The organism is Streptomyces sp. NPDC005722 (assembly GCF_040630935.1).
GTDB lineage: Bacteria > Actinomycetota > Actinomycetes > Streptomycetales > Streptomycetaceae > Actinacidiphila.
In genome coordinates this window covers 124677-151557 of record NZ_JBEXYN010000022.1, presented here as the reverse complement: position 1 = coordinate 151557, position 26881 = coordinate 124677, and the positions used below count along the sequence as shown (strand labels likewise).

Annotated in this window: 25 protein-coding genes; 21 read left to right on the top strand and 4 right to left on the bottom strand. The window is 72.0% G+C overall.

The annotated features are described in order from the left end of the window. Positions 1-483: 483 nt before the first annotated feature. The gene (locus ABZ479_RS24615; protein ID WP_499603570.1) at positions 484-1389 is read left to right on the top strand and encodes a tRNA (adenine-N1)-methyltransferase; all 906 of its coding nucleotides are present in this window, start codon (positions 484-486) and stop codon (positions 1387-1389) included. Positions 1390-1550: 161 nt separating this feature from the next. Further along, positions 1551-2138, top strand: a complete 588-nt coding sequence (locus tag ABZ479_RS24610) for a hypothetical protein (RefSeq protein ID WP_500463571.1) — start codon at positions 1551-1553, stop codon at positions 2136-2138. A gap of 4 nt (positions 2139-2142) precedes the next feature. On the opposite strand, the gene ABZ479_RS24605 is transcribed toward ABZ479_RS24610, so the two are convergent. Further along, on the bottom strand, positions 2143-2433 hold the full coding sequence (locus tag ABZ479_RS24605) for a ferredoxin (RefSeq protein ID WP_499603566.1): 291 nt from the start codon (positions 2431-2433) through the stop codon (positions 2143-2145). Positions 2434-2673: 240 nt separating this feature from the next. Between ABZ479_RS24605 and arc the strand changes: the two genes are divergently transcribed. From arc to prcA, 6 genes are all read left to right on the top strand, one after another. Next, a complete protein-coding gene (gene arc / locus ABZ479_RS24600; RefSeq protein ID WP_500463570.1) occupies positions 2674-4440 on the top strand; it encodes a proteasome ATPase in 1767 nt (588 codons plus the stop codon). A 207-nt stretch (positions 4441-4647) separates the two neighbouring features. Continuing rightward, a complete protein-coding gene (gene dop, locus ABZ479_RS24595) occupies positions 4648-6159 on the top strand; it encodes a depupylase/deamidase Dop (RefSeq protein WP_500463569.1) in 1512 nt (503 codons plus the stop codon). Between the two features lie 136 nt (positions 6160-6295). Further along, entirely contained in the window at positions 6296-6514 is a 219-nt protein-coding gene (locus ABZ479_RS24590; RefSeq protein ID WP_500463568.1) for a ubiquitin-like protein Pup, read from the top strand. Positions 6515-6688: 174 nt separating this feature from the next. Continuing rightward, the gene (locus ABZ479_RS24585) at positions 6689-7165 is read left to right on the top strand and encodes an endonuclease VII domain-containing protein (RefSeq protein WP_500463581.1); all 477 of its coding nucleotides are present in this window, start codon (positions 6689-6691) and stop codon (positions 7163-7165) included. After that, positions 7117-7962, top strand: coding sequence for a proteasome subunit beta (gene prcB, locus ABZ479_RS24580; protein WP_500463567.1), 846 nt, complete (start codon positions 7117-7119; stop codon positions 7960-7962). Before ABZ479_RS24585 ends, prcB begins: the two co-directional genes overlap by 49 nt. 50 nt (positions 7963-8012) lie before the next feature. Then, entirely contained in the window at positions 8013-8813 is an 801-nt protein-coding gene (gene prcA, locus ABZ479_RS24575) for a proteasome subunit alpha (protein WP_499603554.1), read from the top strand. Between the two features lie 70 nt (positions 8814-8883). Here prcA and ABZ479_RS24570 read toward each other — a convergent pair whose 3' ends face one another. Beyond that, entirely contained in the window at positions 8884-9897 is a 1014-nt protein-coding gene (locus ABZ479_RS24570) for a LacI family DNA-binding transcriptional regulator (RefSeq protein WP_500463566.1), read from the bottom strand. Positions 9898-10031: 134 nt separating this feature from the next. Between ABZ479_RS24570 and ABZ479_RS24565 the strand changes: the two genes are divergently transcribed. From ABZ479_RS24565 to ABZ479_RS24515, 11 genes are all read left to right on the top strand, one after another. Then, on the top strand, positions 10032-11279 hold the full coding sequence (locus ABZ479_RS24565) for an MFS transporter (RefSeq protein WP_500463564.1): 1248 nt from the start codon (positions 10032-10034) through the stop codon (positions 11277-11279). Positions 11280-11288: 9 nt separating this feature from the next. After that, a complete protein-coding gene (pafA, locus tag ABZ479_RS24560; protein ID WP_431952161.1) occupies positions 11289-12650 on the top strand; it encodes a Pup--protein ligase in 1362 nt (453 codons plus the stop codon). A gap of 112 nt (positions 12651-12762) precedes the next feature. Further along, a complete protein-coding gene (locus ABZ479_RS24555; protein ID WP_500463580.1) occupies positions 12763-13749 on the top strand; it encodes an FKBP-type peptidyl-prolyl cis-trans isomerase in 987 nt (328 codons plus the stop codon). A gap of 39 nt (positions 13750-13788) precedes the next feature. After that, positions 13789-14160, top strand: coding sequence for an FKBP-type peptidyl-prolyl cis-trans isomerase (locus ABZ479_RS24550; RefSeq protein WP_500463563.1), 372 nt, complete (start codon positions 13789-13791; stop codon positions 14158-14160). A gap of 195 nt (positions 14161-14355) precedes the next feature. Then, positions 14356-15342 (top strand): helix-turn-helix transcriptional regulator, encoded by a 987-nt coding sequence (locus ABZ479_RS24545; protein WP_500463562.1) that lies wholly within the window; start codon positions 14356-14358, stop codon positions 15340-15342. Positions 15343-15360: 18 nt separating this feature from the next. Next, positions 15361-16308, top strand: a complete 948-nt coding sequence (locus ABZ479_RS24540; protein ID WP_500463561.1) for a helix-turn-helix transcriptional regulator — start codon at positions 15361-15363, stop codon at positions 16306-16308. A gap of 29 nt (positions 16309-16337) precedes the next feature. Further along, the gene (locus ABZ479_RS24535; RefSeq protein ID WP_500463579.1) at positions 16338-16607 is read left to right on the top strand and encodes a hypothetical protein; all 270 of its coding nucleotides are present in this window, start codon (positions 16338-16340) and stop codon (positions 16605-16607) included. Positions 16608-16626: 19 nt separating this feature from the next. Beyond that, positions 16627-16827 (top strand): hypothetical protein, encoded by a 201-nt coding sequence (locus tag ABZ479_RS24530; RefSeq protein WP_499603542.1) that lies wholly within the window; start codon positions 16627-16629, stop codon positions 16825-16827. A 307-nt stretch (positions 16828-17134) separates the two neighbouring features. Beyond that, positions 17135-17431, top strand: a complete 297-nt coding sequence (tatA, locus tag ABZ479_RS24525; protein WP_500463560.1) for a Sec-independent protein translocase subunit TatA — start codon at positions 17135-17137, stop codon at positions 17429-17431. A 112-nt stretch (positions 17432-17543) separates the two neighbouring features. After that, on the top strand, positions 17544-18431 hold the full coding sequence (gene tatC, locus ABZ479_RS24520; RefSeq protein WP_500463559.1) for a twin-arginine translocase subunit TatC: 888 nt from the start codon (positions 17544-17546) through the stop codon (positions 18429-18431). 151 nt (positions 18432-18582) lie between these two features. After that, positions 18583-19476, top strand: coding sequence for a diacylglycerol kinase (locus ABZ479_RS24515; RefSeq protein ID WP_500463558.1), 894 nt, complete (start codon positions 18583-18585; stop codon positions 19474-19476). A 26-nt stretch (positions 19477-19502) separates the two neighbouring features. Here ABZ479_RS24515 and ABZ479_RS24510 read toward each other — a convergent pair whose 3' ends face one another. Further along, positions 19503-20705 carry a PucR family transcriptional regulator gene (locus ABZ479_RS24510; RefSeq protein WP_500463557.1) on the bottom strand — a complete coding sequence of 401 codons (1203 nt, stop codon included), beginning with the start codon at positions 20703-20705 and terminating at the stop codon, positions 19503-19505. Beyond that, positions 20702-21952 (bottom strand): helix-turn-helix domain-containing protein, encoded by a 1251-nt coding sequence (locus tag ABZ479_RS24505; RefSeq protein ID WP_500463556.1) that lies wholly within the window; start codon positions 21950-21952, stop codon positions 20702-20704. The genes ABZ479_RS24510 and ABZ479_RS24505 overlap by 4 nt, the downstream gene beginning before the upstream one ends. A gap of 358 nt (positions 21953-22310) precedes the next feature. Here ABZ479_RS24505 and ABZ479_RS24500 point away from each other — a divergent pair, with 358 nt between their 5' ends. Together ABZ479_RS24500 and ABZ479_RS24495 are read left to right on the top strand one after the other, a co-directional pair. Continuing rightward, a complete protein-coding gene (locus ABZ479_RS24500) occupies positions 22311-23579 on the top strand; it encodes an ABC transporter substrate-binding protein (RefSeq protein ID WP_500463555.1) in 1269 nt (422 codons plus the stop codon). A 158-nt stretch (positions 23580-23737) separates the two neighbouring features. After that, complete coding sequence (locus tag ABZ479_RS24495; RefSeq protein ID WP_500463554.1) at positions 23738-26569, top strand: DEAD/DEAH box helicase; 2832 nt, start codon at positions 23738-23740, stop codon at positions 26567-26569. The last annotated feature ends 312 nt before the right edge of the window (positions 26570-26881 follow it).

The window sequence follows — 26881 nt, the reverse complement described above, 5'->3', positions numbered from 1 at the left end:
CGGCAGGCACGCCCGCCCCTTCGGCTCACTCGCCGAGGCAGCAGTCGGATGTGCACGGGCGCCGACCGCTGGGGCGTCCGCGATGACCCGGCAGGCACGCCCGCCCCTTCGGCTCACTTGCCGAGGCAGTAGTCGGATGTGCACGGGCGCCGACCGCTGGGGCGTCCGCGATGACCCGGCAGGCGCGCGCCCCCCTTCGGCTCACTTGCCGAGGCAGTAGTCGGATGTGCACGGGCGCCGACCGCTGGGGCGTCCGCGATGACCCGGCAGGCCTGGACGGCGCCCACGCACCCCCGCGAGTGAGCCGAAGGGGCGCGCGCCTGTCGAAAGGGAGAGCGCGCGGAGGCTCCGAGGGACGAGGAGCCGAGCACGGTCGACCGTCGACAGGTGCAGAGGGCGCCCCGGAGGCGAACCGAGCCCCGAGAAAAAGGGAGCGCCCCGGAGGCGAACGAGCCTCAAAAAATGAACGGTAGGCTTGTCGGCATGTCCGAACCGACCGGTGCCGCCCGCCGACGCGGGCCCTTCAAGGTCGGGGACCAGGTCCAGCTCACCGATCCCAAGGGACGCCACTACACGTTCACGCTCGAGGCCGGGAAGAACTTCCACACCCACAAGGGTTCCTTCCCCCACGACGAGCTGATCGGCGCCCCCGAGGGCAGTGTGGTCCGTACCACGGGAAACGTCGCCTACCTCGCGCTGCGCCCCCTGCTCCCCGACTACGTCCTGTCCATGCCCCGCGGTGCCGCCGTGGTCTACCCCAAGGACGCGGGGCAGATCCTGTCGATGGCCGACATCTTCCCCGGCGCACGCGTCGTGGAGGCGGGCGTCGGCTCCGGCTCGCTCAGCATGTTCCTGCTGCGCGCCGTCGGCGACCAGGGGATGCTGCACTCCTACGAGCGCCGCGCCGACTTCGCCGAGATCGCCACCCAGAACGTCGAACGGTACTTCGGCGGCCCGCACCCCGCGTGGCAGCTCACCGTCGGCGACCTCCAGGACAACCTCAGCGACACCGAGGTCGACCGGGTCATCCTCGACATGCTCGCCCCCTGGGAATGCCTCGAGGCCGTCTCCAAGGCACTCGTCCCCGGCGGCATCCTCTGCGCCTACGTGGCCACCACCACCCAGCTCGCCCGCACCGTCGAGGCGATCCGCGAGCACGGCACCTTCAACGAGCCGTCCGCCTGGGAGACGATGGTCCGCACCTGGCACATCGAGGGACTGGCCGTACGCCCCGACCACCGCATGATCGGGCACACCGGCTTCCTGCTCACCGCACGCCGCCTCGCCGACGGCGTCGAGCCCCCCGTACGGCGCAGGCGCCCCGCGCCCGGCGCGTACGGCGAGGACTACACCGGCCCGGGCGGCGGCAAGCCGGCCACCGGCGCGTAACCACCCGACCCCGAAGCGCCGTCGCCGGACACCCCGGCGGCGGCGCTTCGCCACACCCCGCGGACATCTCCCGCAACACGGGCCCCGGTCGTACCAACTGACTGTGACCTGTGGCACGATGCTGGCCACCCCGCTCGACCAACTCCACAGGAGACAGGCGCGTGCAGCCATCCGCAGGGCCGGCCCTCCCGCACACCCGAGCCCGCTCGGTGCACTGGATCACGACCGCCGCGGTGATCGCCGCCGTCATAGGCAGCGCCGCCCTCGTGCAGCCCGCCGGCGCCTCCACGGGCAGAACCGCCGCCGACGCCAAGGCCGGCAAGCCCGCCCCCGCCGACGTGGCACCCCCGGACCCCCGCGCCGCCCACTTCCCCCTGGAATGCGCCGGCGCCCCCGTGGACGTCGTGGACCGCGCCTCCGCGGACCTCGACGGGGACGGCCGCCCCGAGACCGTCGCCGTCGTCCGCTGCCACTCCGAGACCGGCACCCCGCCCAGTGGCCTGTACGTGCTGTCGGCGGATCCGGCCGCCGGCGGCACCCCCCGCATCGCCGAGACCCTCGTCGGCCCCGAGGAGCAGCGCAGCTTCAAGGGACTGCGGATCGACGGCCGCACCGTACGGGCCACCGTCCTCGGCTACTCCACCGACGACGTGCCCCGGTGCTGCCCGGACCAGCAGCGCGACTACAGCTGGGAATGGCGGTCCGGCACCTACTACGAGATCCCGGGACCGCTCGCCGGCGGCGTGTGACGGATCACTCCGCGTCGGGTCCGTACAGCTCTACACTGTCCGAAACCCGACGCACATGAATGCAGTCGCCAGGGCAGTCCCTGGCCGAATCCACCACATCGGTCAACAACGGCAGGGGAACCGGGACCGTGGCCCCGGGTGCCTGACGGAGTTCGGCGTCGTCGCCCTTCACGTAGGCGAGCCCGTCGATGTCCAGCTCGAACACCTCGGGCGCGTACTGCACACAGATGCCGTCCCCGGTGCACAGGTCCTGATCGATCCAGACCTCAAGCGCCTCGACGACTTCCTCGCTCACCGGTACCTCGCCTGCCGTTCATCGTTCGGGAAGGGACAGCCCATGACGGGCGTTGACCGAACCGACGATACAACCGGCCGCTTTCGGATGGTGATGGCTGGGTATCTCCCTGGCGGGAGGACGTGCGCAAGGGTGAAGATCGGACACACCCAGGACGTCTTTGTGATCTAGGGGTTTCAACCCCTACTGGCCCAGGTAGGGTCTGGAAGCGTCCAGCTCCCCTTGGAGGAGGTGAGGACCGTGGCGGCCCACGACGACGACATCAACCGTGGCGGCCGACCCGCTCGTGGATCGGAAGACCCCATGAGCCAGGTCGCCTTTCTTGAGCAGGAGATCGCCGTCCTGCGACGTAAGCTCGCCGACTCTCCGCGGCACACGAGGATTCTCGAGGAGCGGATCGTCGAGCTGCAGACCAACCTGGCAGGCGTGTCCGCTCAGAACGAGCGGATGGCGAACACCCTCCGCGAGGCCCGCGACCAGATCGTGGCCCTCAAGGAAGAGGTGGACCGCCTCGCACAGCCCCCTGCCGGATTCGGCGTGTTCCTGCAGGCGAACGACGACGGGACGGCCGACATCTTCACCGGCGGCCGCAAGCTGCGGGTGAACGTCAGCCCGTCCGTCGAGCTGGACGACCTCCGGCGCGGCCAGGAAGTCATGCTCAACGAGGCGCTCAACGTGGTCGAGGCCATGGAGTTCGAGCGCATCGGAGACATCGTCACCCTCAAGGAGATCCTCGAGGACGGCGAGCGGGCCCTGGTCATCGGGCACACCGACGAGGAGCGGGTGGTGCGGCTCGCCGAGCCGCTGCTGGACGGCACCCTCCGCGCCGGCGACGCGCTGCTGCTCGAACCGCGCTCCGGATACGTCTACGAGCGGGTCCCCAAGAGCGAGGTCGAAGAACTCGTCCTCGAAGAGGTCCCCGACATCGACTACCGCCAGATCGGCGGCCTGCGGAACCAGATCGAGCAGATCCGCGACGCGGTCGAACTGCCCTACCTGCACGCCGAGCTGTTCAAGGAGTACGAGCTCCGCCCACCCAAGGGCGTGCTCCTCTACGGCCCCCCCGGCTGCGGCAAGACCCTGATCGCCAAGGCGGTCGCCAACTCCCTTGCCAAGAAGGTCGCCGAGGTCACCGGGCAGCCCCAGGGCAAGAGCTACTTCCTGAACATCAAGGGCCCCGAGCTGCTGAACAAGTACGTCGGCGAGACCGAGCGGCAGATCCGCCTGGTCTTCCAGCGTGCGAGGGAGAAGGCGAGCGAGGGCACCCCCGTCATCGTCTTCTTCGACGAGATGGAGTCGCTGTTCCGGACCCGTGGGTCCGGCGTCAGCTCGGACGTGGAGAACACCATCGTCCCGCAGCTGCTCGCCGAGATCGACGGCGTCGAGGGACTGGAGAACGTCATCGTCATCGGCGCCTCCAACCGCGAGGACATGATCGACCCCGCGATCCTGCGGCCCGGCCGCCTGGACGTGAAGATCAAGATCGAGCGGCCGGACGCCGAGGCGGCCAAGGACATCTTCTCCAAGTACCTCGTCGCGACCCTGCCGCTGCACTCGGAGGACCTGTCCGAGCACGGCGAGTCCGCCGAGGCCACCGTCGACGCCATGATCCAGTCGGTCGTCGAGCGGATGTACTCCGAGTCCGAGGAGAACCGCTTCCTGGAGGTCACCTACGCCAACGGTGACAAGGAAGTCCTCTACTTCAAGGACTTCAACTCCGGCGCCATGATCCAGAACATCGTGGACCGGGCCAAGAAGATGGCGATCAAGGCCTTCCTCGACCACAACCAGCGCGGTCTGCGTGTCTCCCACCTGCTCGCCGCCTGCGTGGACGAGTTCAAGGAGAACGAGGACCTGCCCAACACCACCAACCCGGACGACTGGGCCCGCATCTCCGGCAAGAAGGGCGAGCGGATCGTCTTCATCCGCACCCTCGTCACCGGGAAGCAGGGCGCCGACACCGGTCGCTCCATCGACACCGTCGCCAACACGGGCCAGTACCTGTAACAAGCGACCACCCCCCGGCTGCGGGTGCCCACGCAGGGGCACCCGCAGCCGGAGCATTTCACCCCGGCACCACCCAGGAAAGCGCGTAATGATCTCCCCACCACCGCCATCGCGTTCTAGGCTCAGCGGTACCGCACGAGGTCCCATCGCGAAGCGGTACTTGAGCGACCGGCCCACCACGGGCCGCAGCCGGGCAAGGAGGGCCGCATGACCGTACGGCGAGTAATGGGCATCGAGACGGAGTACGGGATCTCCGTCCCGGGCCACCCGAACGCCAATGCCATGCTCACCTCGTCCCAGGTCGTCAACGCCTACGCGGCGGCGATGCACCGGGCGCGCCGCGCCCGCTGGGACTTCGAGGAGGAGAACCCACTGCGGGACGCCCGCGGCTTCGACCTCGCCCGAGAGGCCGCGGACACCAGCCAGCTCACCGACGAGGACATCGGCCTCGCCAACGTCATCCTCACCAACGGAGCACGGCTCTACGTCGACCACGCCCACCCCGAGTACAGCGCCCCGGAGGTCACCAACCCCCGCGACGCCGTCCTGTGGGACAAGGCCGGCGAGCGCATCATGGCCGAGGCCGCCGAACGCGCCGCCCAGCTCCCCGGCGCCCAGCCGATCCACCTCTACAAGAACAACACCGACAACAAGGGCGCGTCCTACGGCACCCACGAGAACTACCTGATGAAGCGGGAGACCCCCTTCTCGGACATCGTGCGCCACCTCACGCCCTTCTTCGTCTGCCGCCAGGTCGTCACCGGCGCCGGCCGCGTCGGAATCGGCCAGGACGGCCACGAACACGGCTTCCAGATCAGCCAGCGCGCCGACTACTTCGAGGTCGAGGTCGGACTCGAGACCACCCTCAAGCGGCCCATCATCAACACCCGCGACGAGCCGCACGCCGACGCCGAGAAGTACCGCCGGCTGCACGTGATCATCGGCGACGCCAACCTCTCCGAGATCTCCACCTACCTCAAGCTCGGCACCACCGCACTCGTGCTGTCGATGATCGAGGACGGCTTCATCAACGTCGACCTCGCCGTCGACCAGCCCGTACGCACCCTCCACCAGGTCAGCCACGACCCCACCCTGCGACGCCTCATCACGCTGCGCAGCGGGCGCACCCTGACCGCCGTCCAGCTCCAGATGGAGTACTGCGAGCTGGCCCGCAAGTACGTCGAGGACCGCTTCGGCACCGACGCCGACGACCAGACCAAGGACGTCCTCGGACGCTGGGAGGACGTGCTCAACCGGCTCGAGGGCGACCCCATGAGCCTCGCCGGCGAACTCGACTGGATCGCCAAGCGCGAACTCCTCGAGGGCTACCGGCGCCGCGACTCCCTCGACTGGGACGCCGCCCGGCTGCACCTCGTCGACCTCCAGTACGCGGACGTACGCTCCGAGAAGGGCCTCTACAACCGCCTGGAGGCCCGCGGCCGCATCCAGCGGCTGGTGACCGAGGACGAGGTCGTACGGGCCATGAGCAAGCCCCCGGAGGACACCCGCGCCTACTTCCGCGGCCGCTGCCTGGAGCAGTACGCCGACGACGTCGCGGCGGCCTCCTGGGACTCCGTGATCTTCGACCTCCCCGGCCGGGACTCCCTGCAGCGCGTCCCGACGCTGGAGCCGCTGCGGGGCACCCGCAACCACGTCAAGGAGCTGCTGGACCGCTGCCGCACCGCGGAGGAGCTGGTGCGGATCCTGTCGGGCGGCTGAGCAGGGCTGAAATCCGTCCGAACCGGGAATCATCGGGGTGGCCCCCGGACGTTGGGCAATACCGGGGGCCGAAGTCAGACCCTCCTTGTAGGGTCTGATCTTGTAGGACATGGACACCGAGCGGGGTGAGGGACACATGGCTACCAAGGACACCGGCGGCGGGCAGCAGAAGGCCACGCGTTCGACCGAGGAGGTCGAGGAGACCGCGCAGGACGCGCAGGGCACCTCCGACCTCAAGGAGCGGCACGAGAAGCTGTCGGACGACGTGGACTCCGTGCTGGACGAGATCGATGACGTCCTCGAGGAGAACGCGGAGGATTTCGTACGTTCGTTCGTACAGAAGGGCGGAGAGTAGATCAACTTGGACGCGCCGGAAAAGCAGTGCCGCGACTGCGGCGAAGCGAAAGCGGCATCGGATTTCTGGCGGTCCAAGTCTTCGCCCGACGGACTGTCGTACTACTGCAAGCCGTGTGGCAGCCGCCGCAACGCGGCGACGGCGCGACGGCGTGCGGAACGGGAGGGGCGTACGATGCGCCCCTCCCGCGGTCCGCGTGAGGCAGTTCCCGAGGGTCGCCGGCGATGCCCGGACTGTGAGCAGGTTCTGCCGCTCACGGCCTTCCCTCGAAACCGCAACACCAGATCCGGCTTCGCCACCTACTGCAAACCTTGTCGGAACGCGAGGTCCCGTGAGTCCCGGGACCGGTTGCACGGCGGTAGCCGGCACTACCACCTGAAGCGGCGCTACGGTCTCGGAGCCGAGGACGTCGAAGCGAAGATCAAGGAGCAGTTCGGAATCTGTCCGATCTGCCTAACTCCCGGCCCGCAGCATGTGGATCACGATCACCGTACGGGTAAGGTGCGATCAGTGCTCTGCTTCAACTGCAACGGCGGTCTGGGGCAGTTTAAGGACAACCCAGAACTGCTGCGCCGTGCAGCGGACTACCTGGAAGGAAACGTGTGGAAGCCAACACTCGTAGCACCGGGCGTCTACCAGCTGCCTTCCTGACGCCTGGCTCGTCCTCGTTCGTGGACTTCCTGGGGGCGCACGCGCCGGGGATGCTCCCGGGCAACCGGACCCTGCCCGCCGTGAAGGGGGCCGTCGAGCTGCCGCACGGTACGACGATCGTGGCGGCGGCCTTCCCCGGCGGTGTGGTGCTCGCCGGTGACCGGCGGGCCACGATGGGCAACGTCATCGCGCAGCGGGACATCGAGAAGGTCTTCCCGGCCGACGAGTACTCGGCGGTCGGCATCGCGGGCACGGCGGGCCTGGCGGTGGAGATGGTGAAGCTGTTCCAGCTGGAGCTGGAGCACTACGAGAAGATCGAGGGCGCGACGCTCTCGCTGGAGGGCAAGGCGAACCGCCTGTCGACCATGATCCGGGGGAACCTGGGGATGGCGCTGCAGGGGCTGGCGGTGGTGCCGCTGTTCGCCGGTTACGACACGGACCGTGAGAAGGGGCGGATCTTCTCGTACGACGTGACGGGTGGCCGTTCCGAGGAGCACGGGTTCGCGGCGACGGGTTCGGGCTCGGTGTTCGCGCGGGGTTCGATGAAGAAGCTGTACAAGCCGGACCTCACGGAGTCGCAGGCGACGACGTTGGTGGTCCAGGCGCTGTACGACGCGGCGGACGACGATTCGGCGACCGGTGGCCCGGATCTGGGGCGGCGGATCTACCCGATCGTCACGGTGATCACCGACGAGGGTTTCCGCAAGCTGACCGAGGCGGAGGCGTCGGAGATCGTCCGGGCCGTCCACGAGCGGCGGCTGGAGCTGCCGGACGGCCCGCGGGCCGCGCTGCTCTGAGCTGGTCGTCCGAGATGCACTCGCTACTGACAGAAAGGGACGGATAGCCGGTGTCGACGCCGTTCTATGTCTCACCCCAGCAGGCCATGGCCGACCGTGCCGAGTTCGCCCGCAAGGGCATCGCGCGCGGGCGCAGCGTCGTCGTGCTGCAGTACACCGACGGCATCGTCTTCATCGCCGAGAACCCGTCCCGCGCCCTGCACAAGGTCAGTGAGATCTACGACCGGATCGCTTTCGCGGCGGTGGGCAAGTACAACGAGTTCGAGAACCTGCGGATCGGTGGTGTGCGCTACGCCGATCTGCGGGGTTACACCTACGACCGGGACGACGTGACGGCGCGTGGTCTGGCGAACGTGTACGCGCAGACGCTGGGCACGATCTTCTCGAGCGTGGGGGAGAAGCCGTACGAGGTGGAGCTGATCGTCGCGGAGGTGGGTGCGGACTCCTCGGAGGACCAGATCTACCGGTTGCCGCACGACGGTTCGATCGTGGACGAGCACGGTGCGGTGGCGGTGGGTGGCAACTCCGATCAGATCGGCAGTTACCTGGACCAGCGGCACCGTGACGGCATGACGCTGGCGGAGGCGCTGAAGCTGGCGGTGGAGTCGCTGAGCCGGGACAGCAACGGCAGTGACCGGCAGCTCACGGCGGAGCAGCTCGAGGTGGCGGTGCTGGACCGTACGCGGCCGCAGCAGCGCAAGTTCAAGCGGATCCTGGGCCGGCAGTTGTCGCGTCTGCTGGAGGGGGAGGGGGCGGCGGCGCCTTCGGTGGAGAAGGCGGAGAAGCCGGCTCCGTCGGCTGCTCCCGTGGAGGGCGACGACGACCTTCCGGAGCTCGACGAGGACGTGTGAGAGGTGTGACGGGCCGAGGCCCGTTCCCGACGCCCCGGTCGCCTTTTCGGCGGCCGGGGCGTCGGTCGTCTCAGGGGTGGCGTGGTGGGGCGGTGGAGCCGCGTACGACGAGCCGGACGGGGAGTTCGGTGGTGGTGGCGGTGACGGGGTGGTCGGCGAGGGTGTGGAGGAGTGCGGTCATGCCTTCGGCGCCGACGGCGTCGGCGGGGAGGGTGACGGTGGTGAGTTCGGGTTCGACGGCGGTGGCGAGGGCGGAGTCGTCGTAGCCGGTGACGGAGACGTCGTGGGGGACGCGCAGTCCGTGGCGGCGCAGTGCCTTGCAGGCGCCGACGGCGAGGACGTCGTCGTCGCAGACGAGGGCGGTGGGGGCCGGGCCGGGGCGGGCCAGGAGACGTTCGGTGGCCCGGCGGGCGTCCTCGTAGGTGAGGGGGGCGCGTTCGGTGGGCGGGGTGGTGCCGAGGGCGCCGGCGAGGGCCTGGGCGCGTTCGCGGAAGGTCCAGGTGTCGATGTCGGCGGCGAGGTGGGCGATGTCGCGGGGGTGGTGGCCGAGGTCGAGGACGTGGTGGGCGACCTGGCGCATGCCGTCGGCGATGGCGAGGTTGACGGTGGCGGCGGGGCCTGGTCCGGCGGGGTCGGCGTCGAGCATGACGAGGGGGAGTCCGCCGTCGCCGATGGCGGCGAGGGCGTCGGCGGCCATGGAGGAGGCGATGATGCCGTCGAGGGCGGCGCGGGCGGAGCCGAAGGGGTCGCGGGCGGGGCCGACGCCTTCGGGGGAGGGGTAGAGGACGACGCCGAAGCCGTGGTCGTCGGCGATGCGGGCGGCGCCGGTGTAGACGCGGGCGAAGTACTCGTTGGTGAGGGTGGGGACGACCAGGAGCGCGGTGCGGGTGCGGCCGAGTCGGAGGTTGCGGGCGGCGAGGTTGGGGCGGTATCCGAGGTCGCGGGCGGCGGTGCGGACGGTGTCGGCGGTGCGTGCGGAGACGCGGCCGCGCCATTTGTCGCCGAGGACGAGGGAGACGGTGGCCTGGGAGACGCCGGCGGCGCGTGCGACGTCGCGTGAGGTCGGGCGCGCTGTGTCGGTCACCGTGGGGGCCTCTTTCGGGTGGTCGTCGGGGGTCTCGGGCCGGGGTGCGGGGGGTCCTGCGGCTGGACCGGTGGGCTGGGCTCATGGTACGTATGACCCACGACGTTATACGTACAACTTGCGAAGGGGAGGCCATGGGGACCGGCTACGCGGACCTACTGCGGGCCCGGTACGCGTTGCGGCTGCTGACCGGGACGCTGGTCGGCCGGCTGCCGAACGCGACGGCGGCCCTGGGCATCGTGCTGCTGACCCGCGCGCAGGGCGGGGACTTCGCCCTGGCGGGCGCGCTGTCGGCGGTCTACGGCCTCGCCAACGCCGTGGGGCAGCCGCTGCTGGGCCGGGCGGTGGACCGGCTGGGGCAGCCGCGGGTGATGTTCCCCGCGGCGGTGGCCTCGGCCGCCGGGATGGCGCTCTTCGCGTTCTCCGGGCCCCGGCCGCTGCCCGTGGCGTACGCCGCGATGCTGGTGGCGGGGTTCTTCACGCCGCCCCTGGAGGGCGGGCTGCGGGCGCTGTGGCCGAGCGTGCTGAAGCGGGAGGACCGCATCCACGCCGCCTACGCGCTGGACGCGGCGGCGCAGGAGGTCATGTTCGCGGTGGGGCCGCTGCTGGTGACGCTGCTCGTGGCGGCGTTCTCGGAGACGGCGGCGCTGCTGTGGATCGCGGTGGTCGGTGTGGCGGGGGCGCTGGGCGTGGTCACCGCGCCGCCGTCGCGGGCGTGGCGGACGCAGCCGCGCACCCCGGACTGGCTGGGGCCGTTGCGGGCGCCGGGGATGCGGGCGCTGGTCGGCTCGTTCTTCTTCGTGGGGCTGGCGCTGGGGTCGATCGCGGTGGCGGCGGTGGCGTACGCGGACGGCCACGGTGGCGGGATGGTCTCCAGCTACGTGCTGTCGGGGATCGGTGCCGGTGCCCTGGCGGGCGGGGTGGTGTACGGGGCGCGGCGGTGGGCCGGGGTCCCGGAGCGGCGGTTGCGGCTGCTGATGGCGGGGCTGGCCGTGGGCTACCTGCCGCTGGCGCTGGTGCCGGGTGTGCCGCTGATGGCGGGCCTGGCGGTGCTGGCGGGTCTGTTCCTCGCGCCGTCGCTGGCCTGCGCGTTCGTGGTGGTCGACCGGCACGCCCCGGTGGGCACGGTGACCGAGGCGTTCTCATGGATCGTCACCACGTTCGGCGTGGGCGCGGCGCTGGGGACGGCGGTGGCGGGCCCGGCCGCGCAGTACGGCGGAGCGGCGGCGGCCTTCGGCGTGGCGGGGGCCGGTGGGGTGGTGGCGCTGGCCGTCCTGCTGGCCAGTGGGCGTTACCTCATGCCCGCCGGGCCGGCAACCGGGACGGAAAAAGATCGAATCGCCGTGGTCGAACCCGGTTTGAGGTCCACGCATCAGGCGTAAGGTCTCATCATGGACCGCCGCATTTTCGGGCTGGAGAACGAGTACGGCGTCACGTGCACGTTCAGGGGACAGCGGCGTCTGTCCCCGGACGAGGTGGCGCGGTACCTCTTCCGCCGTGTCGTGTCATGGGGTCGCAGCAGCAACGTCTTCCTCCGCAATGGCGCCCGTCTCTACCTCGACGTGGGTTCGCACCCGGAGTACGCCACTCCCGAGTGCGACAACGTGACGGAACTCGTCACCCACGACAAGGCAGGGGAGCGCATCCTCGAGGGTCTCCTGGTGGACGCCGAACGGCGTCTGCACGAGGAGGGCATCGCGGGTGACGTCTACCTCTTCAAGAACAACACCGACTCCGCCGGCAACTCCTACGGGTGCCACGAGAACTACCTGGTGGCCCGGCACGGGGAGTTCTCCCGCCTCGCGGACATCCTGATCCCGTTCCTGGTGACCCGGCAGCTGCTGTGCGGCGCGGGCAAGGTGCTGCAGACCCCGCGTGGCGCGGTCTACTGCGTCAGCCAGCGGGCGGAGCACATCTGGGAGGGCGTCAGTTCCGCCACGACGCGTTCCCGGCCCATCATCAACACGCGGGACGAGCCGCACGCGGACGCCGAGCGCTACCGGCGGCTGCACGTCATCGTGGGCGACTCCAACATGTCCGAGACGACCATGCTGCTGAAGGTCGGGGCGACCGACCTGGTGCTGCGCATGATCGAGGCGGGCACGGTCATGCGGGACCTGACGCTGGAGAACCCGATCCGGGCGATCCGCGAGGTGTCGCACGACATAACGGGCCAGCGCAAGGTCCGCCTCGCCTCGGGCCGGGAGGCCTCGGCCCTGGAGATCCAGGAGGAGTACTACTCCAAGGCGGTGGACTTCTGCGACCGGCGGGGCATCCGCAGCGGTGTCATCGAGCAGGTCCTCGAACTGTGGGGCCGGACCCTGGAGTCGATCTCCAGCGGTGACCTGGACAAGATCGGTACCGAGATCGACTGGGTGATGAAGTACCGCCTGATCGAGCGTTACCGGGCGCGCGACAACATCACGATGTCGCACCCGCGCATCGCGCAGATAGACCTCGCCTACCACGACATCCACCGCCGCCGCGGGTTGTACTACCTGCTGGAGAAGCGGGGGCAGGCCAAGCGGATCTGCAACGACCTGAAGATCTTCGAGGCCAAGTCCGTGCCGCCGCAGACGACGCGGGCACGGCTGCGCGGCGACTTCATCCGCCGCGCCCAGGAGCAGCGGCGCGACTTCACCGTCGACTGGGTGCACCTGAAGCTCAACGACCAGGCGCAGCGCACCGTGCTGTGCAAGGACCCCTTCCGGTCGGTGGACGACCGGGTGGAGAAGTTGATCGCCGGCATGTAGCGGCGTCGGCGTGGACGACGCGGGGCCCCGTACGTGTTCGTACGGGGCCCCGCCCACGTCGTAGAGTGGCGCGCGGCCCAGAAAACGCAAGATCGACCTGATGGGGATCCCCGTGCGCCGACGCTCTCTTCTCCTCGCCGTCCCTGCCGGCCTGCTCACCCTCGCCGGCTGCGGTGACGACAAGTCCGGCAAGTCCGCGACCAGCGCCACCCCCTCGGGTTCCGCGTCCGCGACCGCGCCGGTGAAGATCGTGGACGGCCCGCTGCCGGACATCACGGCCGGTACGAAGTTCGGTGAGAAGCCGACGGTCGCCAAGGGCCCGGGTCAGCCGAGCAAGGACCTGGCCGTCAAGACGCTGGTCCAGGGCAGCGGTACGACCGTCGCCGGGGGCGACTACCTCCAGGCGAACTACCTGGGCCAGGTCTGGGACACGGCGAAGGTCTTCGACAACTCCTGGGACCGGGGTGCCCCGGCCATCTTCCCGATCGGCGTGGGCCGGGTCATCCCGGGCTGGGACAAGGCCCTGGTGGGCAAGAAGGTCGGCGACCGGGTCGAGCTGGCGATCCCGCCGAACCTGGGCTACGGCGCGCAGGGCCAGCCGGACGCCGGCATCAAGGGCACGGACACGCTGGTGTTCGTCGTCGACGTGGTGGACACCTTCAACGCCAAGAGCTCCGCCAAGGGCAAGGCCGTCCCGCAGAACGACGCGAAGCTGCCCAAGGTCGGCACCAACACCGACGGCGCGGCGCCCTCCGTCGAGGTGCCCAAGACGGCCGCGCCGACCAAGCTGGTCGCGAACTACGTGCTGGAGGGCGACGGCCGGCCGGTCAAGCCCACCGACACCCTGCTGCTGCAGTACAAGGGCGTGGTGTGGAACGGCGGCAAGGAGTTCGACTCCAGCTACAAGAACGGCCAGTTGGCCCAGTTCCCGCTGCAGCAGCTGATCAAGGGCTGGCAGGAGGGCCTGGTGGGCAAGAAGGTCGGCAGCCGCGTCATGCTCGTGGTGCCGCCGGACCTCGGCTACGGCGACAAGGAGCAGCCGGGCATCCCGGCCAAGTCCACCCTGGTGTTCAGCCTCGACATCCTCGCGGTGATGTAAGACTAGGCAGGTTGTCCGCACCTCTTTAGGAGCACGTACGTGAGCATCGAGAAGCCCGAGATCGACTTCCCCGGTGGCGAGCCGCCGGCCGAACTGGTGATCAGGGACATCTGGGAGGGCGAGGGCGCCGAGGCCAAGGCGGGCCAGAACGTCACCGTCCACTACGTCGGTGTCGCCTTCAGCACCGGCGAGGAGTTCGACGCCAGCTGGAACCGCAACTCGCCCTTCACCTTCCCGCTCGGCGGCGGCCGCGTCATCAAGGGCTGGGACCAGGGCGTGCAGGGCATGAAGGTCGGCGGCCGTCGTGAGCTGACCATCCCCGCGCACCTCGCCTACGGCAACCAGAGCCCGACCCCGCTGATCAAGCCGGGCGAGACGCTGATCTTCGTGGTGGACCTGCTGTCGGTCTGACCGACCCGTCCGGCCCGGCCACGATCCGGAGCCCCCGCCGACCGGCACCGCCGGCCCGGCGGGGGCTCCGTCGTGCCGGGCGCCGGAGCGGGCGCGGTGGGGGGCGGTCACCGGAACCGGCCTTCGCTTCAGCCGCCGGGCCCGGCCGCGATAGGGTCTCGACGGAGAGCTGAAGAAGGAAGAAGGTTGCGTCGAGTGGCGATTGCCAAGGCCGAGCGGCTGATGAACCTGGCGCTGTGCCTGATGAACACCCGGCGCCCGGTCAGCAAGCGGGAGCTGCGGGCGTCCATCGAGGCGTACCACGAGATCGGCTCCGACGAGGCGTTCAACCGCATGTTCGAGCGGGACAAGGACGACCTGCGCGAGCTCGGCATGGTCATCGAGACGGTGGAGAGCCTCGACGGCGAGATCGGCTACCTCGCCCGCCGCGACCGCAACCGGCTTCCCGAGATCGCCCTGGACGCCGAGGAGGCGGCCGCGCTGAGCCTGGCCGCCAAGGTCTGGCAGCAGGCGCGCTTCGCCGAGGCCGCCAGCGGCGCCCTGCAGAAGCTGCGGGCCGCGGGCGTGCCCTTCCACGACGAGGACGACGGCGACGGCGACGAGGACGCCGTGCGGGAGCCGGCCGGGCACAGCGCCCTGGAACCCCGCATTCCCACCCCGGAGCCGGCGTTCGAGCCGCTGATGGTCGCCACCCGGGAGCGCCGCGCCGTCGCCTTCGACTACCGCAAGGCCAACGCGGTGCGCCCCGAGCCGCGCCAGGTCGAGCCGTGGGCGCTGGAGTGCTGGCGCGGCCACTGGTACCTGGCCGGCTGGGACCGCGACCGGGGCGCCGTGCGGGTCTTCCGGCTCTCCAGGATCACCGGCCGGGTCCGTACCCGCGGCGGCGCGTTCACCACCGAGGTGCCCGACCACGTCGACGTCCGCGCCACGGTGGCCAGCTGGGCCGGCGAGGGCGCCACCGCGACCGCCAGGATCCGGCTGCGCCGCGACTCGGGGTACCCGCTGCGGGCCCGTGCGGTGGAGATACTCCCGGTCGACGCCGACTGGGACGAGCTGGAGATCCCGTACGGGCACGGACTGGACGCCTGGCTGGTGGAGTTCGGCCCGGACGTGGTCGTGCTGGGGCCCGACGAACTGCGGGCCGACGTCGTGGACCGGCTGCGCGCCGTCGCCAAGGGCTGAGCGGGGGAGTACGGAGAGATGGCCAACGCGATCGACCAGACGCGCCGGATGCTGTCGCTGGTCACGTACCTGCGGGAGCGCCCCGGCGCCCGCGTGAGCGACGTGGCCCGCGCGTTCGGTGTCACCGAGGCCGAGCTGATCGGCGACCTGAACGTGCTGCCGCTGTGCGGCACGAGCTTCCGGGGCGGTGACCTGCTCGACATCGACACCGACGGCGAGCGGATCTGGTGGCACAACGTGGACGACGTCGCCCAGCCCCTGCGGCTGGCCGCCGACGAGGCCGCCGCGCTGCTGGTCGCCGCCCGCGCCGTCGCCAACCTGCCGGGACTGCGCGAGAGCGACCGGCAGGCGCTGCTGCGCGCCACCGCCAAGATCGAGGGCGCGGCCGGCGAGGCCGCCGGAGCGTCCTCCCGGCTGTCGGTCACCTTCGAGTCCGAGGGCAGCGTCTTCGCGGACGTCGACCGTGCCATCGCGGAGCGGCGCCGGCTGTGGATCCGCTACTACTCGCCGTCCCGCGACGAGCTCACCGAGCGCGAGGTCGACCCGATCCGCCTGTTCGCGGTCGGCCACACCTACTTCGAGGGCTGGTGCTACCTGTCGGAGGACCGGCGCACCTTCCGGCTCGACCGGGTCGCCGAGATCCGGTTGCTGGACACGCCCAGCGACCCGCCGCGGGTCGAGCCGCGGGACCTGTCCCAGGGCCTGGTGCAGCCGGCCGGCGACGACCCGGAGGTCGTGGTCGAGGTCGGCCCCGGCGGCCGGTGGGTGGCCGAGTACTACCCGCACGACCTCGCCGAGGAACTCCCCGACGGCGGGCTGCGGATCACCCTGCGCACCCCCGACCCGGGCTCGCTGCGCCGTCTCGCGCTGCGGCTCGGCCGCGACGGCCGCATCGTGTCCCCGGCCGACCTCGCCGGCAGCGCCCGTGACGCCGCCGCCCGGGCCCTCGCGGCCTACGGCGAGTGAGGGGCGCCCGCGTGGACGACCTCGACATCCTGGACACCCTCGGTGCGGTCGGCCGGGCCGGCGACCCCGCCGCGGAACCGCCCGAGGTGATCTTCCGGGCCTCCTGCCCCGAGTGCCGGACCAGCTTCGAGCTGTCCGCCGACGCCCTGCGGCTCGCCATCGGCGGCAGCCACCGTACGACCTTCTACTCCTTCACCTGCCCCGACTGCGGCGTCTCCGTGCGCAAGCCGGCCGGCGACCGCATCGTGGAGCTGCTCACCGACGGCGGCGTCCGCACGATGCGGCTGCACACCGGCTGAACCGCTACGCTCGGCTGCCATGTGGTGGCTCTACCTGTACGTCGGCCTCGCGACCGCCGGACTGCTCGTGCTCGGCGTCCTCGCCCTCCGCGTGTACGCCGAGGTGCGCGGCCTCGCCCGGCAGGTGGGGCGCAGCAGCGACCGCCTGCTGCGTGCCTCCGAGGACCTGCGGCGCGCCGCGGAGCCGCTGGCGCGCGGCGCCGGCGACCTGTCCCGCTGAGCACGGCCCCGCCGGGGGCGGCGTCCGGCCGGGCACCGTCCGTCCCGGGCCGTACCGCCCCGTCGCCGGCGCCGGGAAACGCCGGGTAAGCGCTGTCCGGCGCACCCTCGTCGTTCCCCGTCCTGGAAGGTACGCTGCTGAGGTTGCCCCGGGAGAGCGCGGCGGGGGCGGCAACGGCAACGACGCCGGGGGATTGCCAGGCGTTTACCCCCGCACGTTACGATCGCTGCCAGAGCGGACACCGTGTCCACGGACCCGGGGTTCGCTGCTCAAGAACCCATGCCGCCTCGGTGAGAAGGTAAAGCTTATGTTCGGCAGGCTCGGCGCCCCTGAGATCATCCTCATCCTTGTCGTCGTTCTGCTGCTGTTCGGGGCCAAGCGTCTCCCGGACATGGCCCGCGGCCTGGGCAAGTCGATGCGCATCCTGAAGAGCGAGGCGAAGGCGATGAAGTCGGACGACACCGCCGCCCCGCAGGCGCCGGCGCAGGCCGACGCTCCCACCGACGCGCAGGCCGCGCCGAGGACCATCCAGGCCGCGCCCGGTGACGTCAACAGCGCCCGCCCGGTCTCCGAGCCCCAGCAGCCGCGCCAGACGCAGAGCTGACACGACGGCACAGGTACGGTCCGCCGGCGGGGACGCCGGCCACCGCGTGAGATGAGGACCTGGGTTGCTCAAGTCTGCCCGCAGTAAGCCGTCGAAGGACCCCGAGGGGCGCATGCCGCTCGTGGAGCACCTGCGCGAGCTGCGCAACCGGCTCACCAAGAGCGTGCTCGCGATCGTCGTGGTGGCGATCGTGGCCGCCTTCTACAGCCAGCAACTCCTGGAGTTCCTGGCCTCCCCGGTGCCCAAGTGCGGTCCCGGGATCGTCAGCAGCGGCGGCAACTGCGCCATCGTCACGTTCGACTCGCTGACGGCGCCGTTCGCGCTCACGATGCAGGTCTGTTTCATGGCCGGCGTCATCGGCGCCAGCCCGGTCTGGCTGTACCAGCTGTGGGCGTTCATCGCCCCCGGCCTGCACCGTCACGAGCGCAAGTACACCTACGCGTTCGTGGGTGCGGCGCTCCCGCTCTTCCTGGGCGGCGCCTTCCTCGCCTACAAGATCATGCCGGTCAGCATCAAGGTGCTGATCAGTTTCACGCCCGAGGGCTCGTCCAACCTGCTGAAGCTGGACGGCGTACTGGACTTCACCATCCGTATGGTGCTGGTCTTCGGCATCGCCTTCGAACTGCCCCTGCTGCTGGTCATGCTGAACATGGTCGGCATGGTCACCGGCCGCCGCATGGCGGGCTGGTGGCGCGCCGTGGTCATGGGCGTCTTCGTCTTCGGTGCCGTCGCGACGCCGACCACCGACCCGGTCAGCATGATCGCCCTGTCCGGCCCCATCGTCGTCCTCTACTTCGGCGCGGTCGCGTTCTCCCTGCTGAACGACCGCCGCCGGCGCTGGCGCAACCCCGACGCCGGGCTCTCCGACGACGAGGCCTCCGAGCTGGACCTCACACCGGAGCCGATCGGCCCCGGCGAGCGCGTCTCGGCCTCCGTGCCCGAGCAGGCAGGGCCCGTCGAGGACGGACGCCGCTCCGGCGACTTCGACGACGCGACCTGACACCGCGTGGCCCCCGGCGGGGCCTCGCCCGGACCTCCGGGCGGGGCCCCGCCGTCGTACGGCGCGGGCGTCGGGCGGCGCCGGCGGGCCTTCCGGAAGAAGGGGCGCCGGTGATCTCGACGCTCCGGCTACCGCACGGTAGGGTCCGCGCGTGACCAGCGAGATCACCATCGTCGCCAACCCCACCGCCGGCCGCGGACGGGGCGCCCTTGCCGCGGGACCGGCCGCCGACGCACTGCGCCGGGCGGGCTTCGCCGTGCGCACCGTCGTCGGCACCGACGCGGCGGACGCCCTCGCGCGGGCCCGCGAAGCCGTCGCGGAGGGCACCGGGGCACTGGTCGCGGTGGGCGGCGACGGCATGGTGTCGCTCGCCCTGCAGGCCGTGGCCGGCACCGGAACGCCGCTGGGCGTCGTCGCCGTCGGCACCGGCAACGACTTCGCCCGGGCGACCGGGCTGCCGGTACGCGAGCCCGCCGTCGCCGGGGAGGCCGTCGCCCGGGCGCTGACGCAGGGGTCCGTCCGCGAGATCGACCTCGGCCGCGTCGGCGACCGGTGGTTCGGCACGGTCCTCGCCTCCGGCTTCGACTCCCGCGTCAACGACCGCGGCAACCGGATGCGCTGGCCCAGCGGGCGGCTCCGCTACGACGTGGCGATGCTCGCTGAACTGGCCGCGCTGCGCCCCGTCCCGTACCGGATCACCCTCGACGACGGCACCGAGAGGGAGGTCGAGGCCACCCTCGTCGCCGTCGGCAACGGCACCTCGTACGGCGGCGGCATGCGGATCTGCGCCGGCGCCGAACTCGACGACGGGTGCTTCGACGTCTGCGTGGTCGGGCCGTGCAGCCGCAGCACGCTGCTGCGGGTCTTCCCCCGGGTCTACCGGGGCACCCACCTCTCCCACCCCGTGGTGACCGTGCACCGGGCGGCCGCGGTCACCCTGGCCGCCGAGGGCGTCACCGGCTACGCCGACGGCGAGCCCCTCGGCCCCCTGCCGCTGACCGCGCGGACCGTCCCGCGGGCCCTGCGGCTGCTGACGCCCCGGTAGCGGGGCGGTGCCGTCGGCCCGGCCGCTCAGGCCGCGGGAGCGGAGCGGAACGCGTCGACGGCGAGGGCGAGGTCGACCAGTTCGCGGGGGCGGGTGAGGCGGCGGCCGGTGAGCAGTTCGAGACGGCGCAGGCGGTTGAGGACCGTGTTGCGGTGGCAGTCCATGCGTGCGGCGGCCGCGCGGGGCGAGCCGTCGCACTCCATCCAGGTGGCGAAGGTGCCCAGCAGCGACTCGCGTTCCTCGTCGGTGAGCTCCCGCAGCGGGCCGAGGACGCGCTCGGCCAGTTCGCCTGCGAGCCGCCGGTCCGCGGCGGCCACCACCGTCGGCATCCGCTCTTCCCAGAGCGCCACCTCGCCGTCGGAGGCACACGTGGGCAGGGCCAGTTCGGCGAGCGTCAGTGCCCGGCGCAGTTCGGCCAGGCCGCGTACGACCGGGCTGACGCCCGCCCGCATTCCGGGGACCGCGCCCAGGAGCGCGGCGAGCGCCCCGGGGGAGCGGTCGCCGAGCAGGACGACCAGCACCTCGCCCCTGCCGCGGGGCACCCGCAGCACCCGGCTGCCGGCGCCCACCGGGAAGGCGTCGTCGCCCGGCGTGCCGGAGGCCGAGGCCCGCACGCTGGTCACCGCGACGACGAAGCGGCCGTCGCCCGGCACGCCCAGGGCCTGGGCCGCCGCGCGCACGCCGAGGCTGTCGGCGCGTCCGTCCAGCAGCGCGCCGAGGACGTGGACGGCCTGCCCGCCGCCGGCGGCCCCGCCCTCGCCCAGGGTCTCCCGGTAGGCGTCCGCCAGGATCGCCGTCGTGCGCTCCCGGAACCCCCACATGCGCGGGGCGACATGCACCATGAGCGGGATGCCGGCGGGGTGGTGCGCGGCGACGGTGTCGACCAGCCCCTGCCACACGACCGCGCCGCCCACGGCGAAGACGTGCGCCAGCAGTTCCGGCGGCATGCCCCGCGCGGCCTGGCGCCGGCCGGCCTCGCGCACGGAGTGGGCCGCGTCGGCGACCCGTTCCGGGTCGGCGAGCCGGTCCAGGTGCATGGTGATCATCCTCGCGAAGCCGTCCAGGGAGCAGTCGGGATCGTCGGCGTGGTCCACAAAACCGGGGACCTCGGCGTGCAGCCGGGCCATGACCCGCTCCGACACCTCGCCGACCTGCTCCTTCATGCGCAGCGCCGCCGTCCGCAGCAGCTCCCGCACCGCCTCGTCCTGCCCCTGCGGACGCGCCGTCACCGGGCCGCTCCCGGGTCGTGCGTCGTGCGGATCCGCTCGGCGTCCAGGGCGAGGGCCAGATGGACCACGTCCCGCGGGCGCGCCACGGAACGGCCGGTCAGCTCCTCCACCCGCCGCAGCCTCCGGCGCACGGTGTTGGCGTGGCAGAACAGGGCGGCCGAGGCCCGCTCGACGGAGCCGTCCGCCTCCACCCACGCCTCCAGGGTCTCCAGCAGCACGGTGGCCTCCGCGGCGTCGGCCTCGCGCAGGCCGCCCAGCACTCCGGCGGCGACCTCGCTCGCCACGTCCGGGCGGCGGGCGAGCAGCCCGGCCGGGTAGCGGCGGTCGAGGACGGCCACCTCGCCGTCCCGGGTGCAGGTGCGCAACGCCAGTTCGGCCAGTTCCCTGGCGTGCCCGACCTCGCCCAGCCGGTCCACCTCCGGGCTCAGCCCGGCCCGCGTCCCGGGGGGTACCTCCAGCGCCGCCGCGAAGTCGCCGACGGCCAGGTCGTCCAGCTCGGCGAGCAGCACCTCGCCGCCGGCCGGGAGCGACGCGCGGTGCACCCGAACCCGGGAGGGCACCGCGCTGCGGGGACGTGCGGGCGGCCGGACACCGGCGGCGGCGCGGACGACGGCGACCGCGAAGCGCCCGTGCCCGGGCAGGCCGAGGGCGTCCGCGGCCTCCGCGAGGCCCGCGGCGTCCAGCCGCCCGGCGAGCAGGGCCTCCAGCGCCCTGCGGCCGCGCTGCCGGTGGAACGTCACCTCGCCGCGGGCCCGCACATAGGCGTCGGCCATCAGCCGGCTGTCGCGCTCGAACAGGTCCCAGACCTCCGCCGCCGCGCGGGCGATCAGCTGCGTCCCCTCGGGACCCTGGCCCGACCCCGCACGTACCAGCGCGAGCCACAGCGCGTCCCCGGCCGTACGGCAGGCGCCCATCATCGGCTCGAGCGGGAAGCCCTGCCAGGCCCGGCGTTCCCCCACCCAGGACAGGTACTCGGCGGACACCGCCGAGCGTCCGGGATCGGCGAGCGAGTCCAGGACAGCTGCCACCGACCCCTCGGTCTCCGCCAGGAACCCGGCCGGGGCCAGCGCGGGCTCCCGGTAGGCCGGGTGCCGGTCCCGGATCCGCTCGACGATGTGCTCCGCCACCGGCCCCACCTGCCCGCGCACCTGCGACGCGGCGGCCCTCAGCACCTCGTGGTGGCCCTGGCCAGGGGTGTCCGTGGCAGCCGCCGTGCTCACCGGACGCGTCGGCGCGGGCCTGGCCATCGGGTCTTCCTCTCGGCTCTCCGGGCGCGGGACGCGGAGCCCCGAGGTCGGCGGGCACCGCACCGGCATTCCTACCGGCTGGTAGGCGGGCCCGGAAGACAGGTGACGCAAACGTGACCGACATCCGGACGGAACCCTCACATCAGCGAACACGTGGCCGAACGGGACGGCGCGGGCGGTGCCGCTGCACAGCCCGGCGCCCGGGCCGTTGGGAACCGCGACCAGAAACGCCGCCACCCCTCGCCGAACCGGCCGTCATCTCTTCCCATGGAGCTCCCGCATCACCGGCCCCGGGCGATGGCCCCGGCCGCGTCCGCGGCGGCCCCCCGCGGTCCCACCCTCCAGGAGCCAGCACACCGTGACCCGGAAACAGCGCCTCAGGCCCACCGTCGTCCTCACCACCGCCCTCGCCTGCGCCCTCACGGCCTGCGGCGGGGACACCGGCAACGTCGCCGACGACGGCCCGGTCGACGCGCACGGCGTGAAGATCGGGCCGGGCGTGACCGACTCCACCATCACCCTGGGCGTCCTCACCGACCTGTCCGGCCCGTACGGCTCGCTGGGCCGCTCCGTGCTGCAGGCCGAGAAGCTCTACGTCGACCAGGTCAATGCCAAGGGCGGGGTGTGCGGCCGCAAGCTCAAGCTGCTCGTCCGCAACCACGGCTACGACGTCGAGACGGCCGTCGTCCAGTACAACGGCATGGAGCCGAAGATCGCCGCGATGCCGGGGCTGCTCGGCTCGACGATCATCAACGCCCTGCTCGACCGCATCGAGGTCGACGACCTGATGACGACGTCGCTGGGCTACTCCTCGGTCCTGCTCGGCCAGGCCGCCCTGACGACGATCAACTCCACCTACGACGTCGACATGGTCAACGGCTTCGAATACCTGGCGGACACCCGGGGCTTCGGACCGGACGACAGGATCGGCATCCTCTACCTGGACGGCGACTACGGCGGCAACGCGCGGCGCGGGGCCAGGTTCGTCGCCGAGCGGCGCGGCATGGTCCTCGTGGAGAAGAAGGTCGGACCCACCCAGGAGGACCTGTCCGAGCAGGTGAAGGAACTCGCCGCGTCCGGCGTGAAGGCGGTCCTGATCAGCACCAGCCCCCCGCAGACCGCCTCGGCGGTCGGCGCCGCCGCCGCGATCGGCCTCGACGTGCCGTTCCTCGGCAGCGCCGTCGGCTACGACCCGCAGCTGCTGAAGACCCCCGCGGCCCCGGCGCTGCTGAAGATGCTGGAGCTCGTCGCCCCGACACCGGCGCTGACCGACGACTCCCCCGAGGCCGTCGAGCTCGTCGAGGAGTACCGGCGCCGCTACCCGGGGGCCCCGCTGGACCAGGGGCTGGAGACCGGGCACAACACGATGGCCGTCGCCGTCCAGGACCTGAAGTCGGCCTGCGAGGCCAAGGACCTCAGCAGGCTGGGCATCATCGCCGCCCACCGCGGGCTGAAGGGGTTCGACCCCGGGCTCGGCCCGGCCCTCGACTTCTCCGACCCGTGGCGGCCCAGCGCCACCCAGAGCTACATCGTCAAGCCGGCGAAGGGGGTGCCCGGCGGTCTGGCCGGGGTGAAGGACGCCTTCAAGGTCCCGTTGGTGGAGGAGTACATCGCCCGCATGATCTGAGCCGTCCGGGACGGGGGCGCGGGCGCGGCGCGGTGCCCGGGGCGTGGTGCGGGGGCGGCGCCCGGGGCGCGACACGCCCGGGCCCCCGCGCCCTGGGTTTTGCTTCGGCAAAAAGATCATGTCGACTGTCAGTGCGGCCCGGTAGTCTCGTTTTCAAGATGAACGACGAGATGTCTCCCGCCGAGCGTTACGCGGCGTCCCGGGTCCGCGCCGCCGAGCAGGCCACCGCTCTCGCGGGCTTCCGCGAGCTGTACGACTTCGGGCTGGACCCCTTCCAGATCGAGGCCTGCCGGGCCCTCGAGGACGGCAAGGGCGTGCTGGTGGCGGCACCCACCGGCTCCGGCAAGACCATCGTGGGCGAGTTCGCCGTCCACCTGGCCCTCGGCGAGGGCCGCAAGTGCTTCTACACCACCCCCATCAAGGCGCTGTCGAACCAGAAGTTCACCGACCTCGTCAAGCGCTACGGCGCCGAGCGGGTCGGCCTGCTGACCGGCGACAACAGCGTCAACGGCGACGCGCCGATCGTGGTCATGACCACCGAGGTGCTCCGCAACATGCTGTACGCGGGCTCCCAGGCGCTCGACGGCCTCGGCTACGTGGTCATGGACGAGGTGCACTACCTCTCCGACCGTTTCCGCGGCGCGGTCTGGGAGGAGGTCATCATCCACCTCCCGCAGTCCGTGACCCTGGTCTCGCTCTCCGCGACCGTCTCCAACGCCGAGGAGTTCGGCGACTGGCTCGACACCGTCCGCGGCGACACCCAGGTCATCGTGTCCGAGCACCGCCCGGTGCCGCTGTGGCAGCACGTCCTGGCGGGCCGCCGGATGTACGACCTGTTCGAGGAGAAGCAGGGCGCAGGCCCGGGGGCGCAGCGCGCCGTCAACCCCGACCTGGTGCGGCTGGCCCGGACGGAGAACCAGCGCGCCTTCAACCGCCGCGACCGGCGCGGCGGCAAGATGCGCGAGGCCGACCGCGAGCGGGAGCGCCGCCAGCAGCGCCGGATCTGGACGCCCAGCCGCGTCGAGGTCATCGAGCGGCTGGACGCGGAAGGGCTGCTGCCCGCCATCACGTTCATCTTCAGCCGGGCCGGCTGCGAGTCGGCGGTGCAGCAGTGCCTCTACGCGGGCCTGCGGCTCAACAACGACGAGAACCGGGCCAAGGTCCGCGCCATCGTCGAGGAGCGCACCAAGTCCATCCCCGACGAGGACCTCAACGTCCTCGGCTACTTCGAGTGGCTGGAGGGCCTGGAGCGGGGCATCGCCGCGCACCACGCCGGCATGCTGCCGACCTTCAAGGAAGTCGTCGAGGAACTCTTCGTGAAGGGCCTGGTCAAGGCCGTCTTCGCCACCGAGACGCTGGCGCTGGGCATCAACATGCCGGCCCGCTCCGTGGTCCTGGAGAAGCTCGTCAAGTGGAACGGCGAGGCCCACGCCGACGTCACCCCCGGCGAGTACACCCAGCTCACCGGCCGTGCCGGACGCCGCGGCATCGACGTCGAGGGCCACGCGGTCGTGCTGTGGCAGCGCGCCTTCGACCCGGTCCACCTGGCGGGCCTGGCCGGCACGCGCACGTATCCGCTGCGCTCCTCCTTCAAGCCCTCGTACAACATGGCCGTCAACCTCGTCGGCCAGTTCGGGCGGCACCGCTCCCGGGAGCTGCTGGAGACCTCGTTCGCGCAGTTCCAGGCCGACCGATCGGTGGTCGGCATCTCCCGCCAGGTGCAGCGCAACGAGGAGGGCCTGGACGGCTACCGCGCCTCCATGACCTGCCACCTCGGTGACTTCGACGAGTACATGGCGCTGCGCAGACAGCTGAAGGACCGCGAGGCCGACCTGTCGCGGCAGGGCGCCAACCAGCGCCGGGCGGCCGCCTCCGAGGCGCTGGAGAAGCTCCGTCCCGGCGACATCATCCACGTCCCGGCCGGCAAGTTCGCCGGCCTGGCGCTGGTCCTCGACCCGGGCGTGCCCGCCGGCCGCAGCTCCGGCCACCACAACCGGCACGACCCGTTCCACCACGACGGCCCCCGTCCGCTGGTGCTCACCGCGGAACGGCAGGTCAAGCGGCTCGGGCAGATCGACTTCCCGGTGCCGGTCGAGGCGCTGGACCGGATGCGCATCCCCAAGTCGTTCAACCCGCGCAGCCCCCAGTCCCGGCGCGACCTGGCCTCCGCCATGCGCTCCAAGGCCGGCACGGCCGGCATCGCGCCGCAGCGGCAGCGCCGCCAGCGCTCGGCCGCCGCCGACGACACCGAGATCGCCCGGCTGCGCACCGAGATCCGCTCGCACCCCTGCCACGGCTGCGACGAGCGCGAGGACCACGCCCGCTGGGCCGAGCGCTACCAGCGGCTGCAGCGGGACACCAAGCAGCTCGAGCGCCGCATCGAGGGCCGCACCAACACGATCGCCCGCACCTTCGACCGGATCTGCGCCCTGCTCACCGACCTCGGCTACCTCGAGGCCGATCAGGTCACCGCCGACGGCCGCCGGCTGGCCCGGCTCTACGGCGAGCTCGACCTCCTGGCCAGCGAGTGCCTCCGCGACGGCGTCTGGGACGGCCTCGGTCCCGCGGACCTGGCCGCCTGCGCCTCCGCGCTGGTCTACGAGTCCCGCTCCGCGGACGACGCCCTGCCCCCGCGGCTGCCGTCGGGCAGCGCCAAGCAGGCGCTCGGTGAGATGGTCCGCATCTGGGGCCGCCTTGACGCCCTGGAGGAGGACCACCGCATCAACCAGGCCGAAGGCGTCGGCCAGCGCGAGCCCGACCTCGGCTTCGCCTGGGCGGCCCACCGCTGGGCCTCCGGCCACGGTCTGGACGCGGTGCTGCGCGACGCCGACATGCCCGCGGGTGACTTCGTGCGCTGGACGAAGCAACTCATCGACGTCCTCGGCCAGATCGCCGACGCCGCGCCCGAGGGCAGCCCGGTGCGGCGCAACGCCCGCAAGGCCGTCGACGGGCTGCTGCGGGGCGTCGTGGCGTACTCCTCGGTGGGCTGACGCCCGCGGGGCGCGCCCGGCGCCGGTGTTCGGCTGCCGTTGGCCGGAGCGGGGTCCCGGCGGGTGCGGGTGTCGGGGCCGGTTGTCCGGCTGTCCCGGCGTCTCGCGCCCTGCGGGCGCGCGGCGCCGGCTGCGGATGGGGAGGGCGGGGTGCGGCCCGGTGGGCGGCTGAAGTTCAGGCGCCGGAGCGGGGCTGGTTGTTCGTGCGGTCGCGGGCTCGTTGCCGTCCGCGAGTGCAGATGGCCGGTGACCACGCCTCCTCACGGTGGGTGGCGCGCCCGCCGTAACGGACCCGAACGGGGGCCCCTGTGC

Excerpts from the sequence above, each read along its gene's own strand:
- ABZ479_RS24590 (WP_500463568.1), top strand. The coding sequence starts at position 6,296 with ATGGCTACCAAGGACACCGGCGGCGGGCAGCAGAAGGCCACGCGTTCG.
- tatA (WP_500463560.1), top strand. The coding sequence starts at position 17,135 with ATGTTCGGCAGGCTCGGCGCCCCTGAGATCATCCTCATCCTTGTCGTC.
- pafA (WP_431952161.1), top strand. The coding sequence starts at position 11,289 with ATGGACCGCCGCATTTTCGGGCTGGAGAACGAGTACGGCGTCACGTGC.
- ABZ479_RS24585 (WP_500463581.1), top strand. The coding sequence starts at position 6,689 with ATGCGCCCCTCCCGCGGTCCGCGTGAGGCAGTTCCCGAGGGTCGCCGG.
- tatC (WP_500463559.1), top strand. The coding sequence starts at position 17,544 with ATGCCGCTCGTGGAGCACCTGCGCGAGCTGCGCAACCGGCTCACCAAG.
- ABZ479_RS24615 (WP_499603570.1), top strand. The coding sequence starts at position 484 with ATGTCCGAACCGACCGGTGCCGCCCGCCGACGCGGGCCCTTCAAGGTC.
- dop (WP_500463569.1), top strand. The coding sequence starts at position 4,648 with ATGACCGTACGGCGAGTAATGGGCATCGAGACGGAGTACGGGATCTCC.
- ABZ479_RS24495 (WP_500463554.1), top strand. The coding sequence starts at position 23,738 with ATGAACGACGAGATGTCTCCCGCCGAGCGTTACGCGGCGTCCCGGGTC.
- ABZ479_RS24530 (WP_499603542.1), top strand. The coding sequence starts at position 16,627 with ATGTGGTGGCTCTACCTGTACGTCGGCCTCGCGACCGCCGGACTGCTC.
- ABZ479_RS24540 (WP_500463561.1), top strand. The coding sequence starts at position 15,361 with ATGGCCAACGCGATCGACCAGACGCGCCGGATGCTGTCGCTGGTCACG.
- ABZ479_RS24505 (WP_500463556.1), bottom strand. The coding sequence starts at position 21,952 with ATGGCCAGGCCCGCGCCGACGCGTCCGGTGAGCACGGCGGCTGCCACG.
- ABZ479_RS24565 (WP_500463564.1), top strand. The coding sequence starts at position 10,032 with ATGGGGACCGGCTACGCGGACCTACTGCGGGCCCGGTACGCGTTGCGG.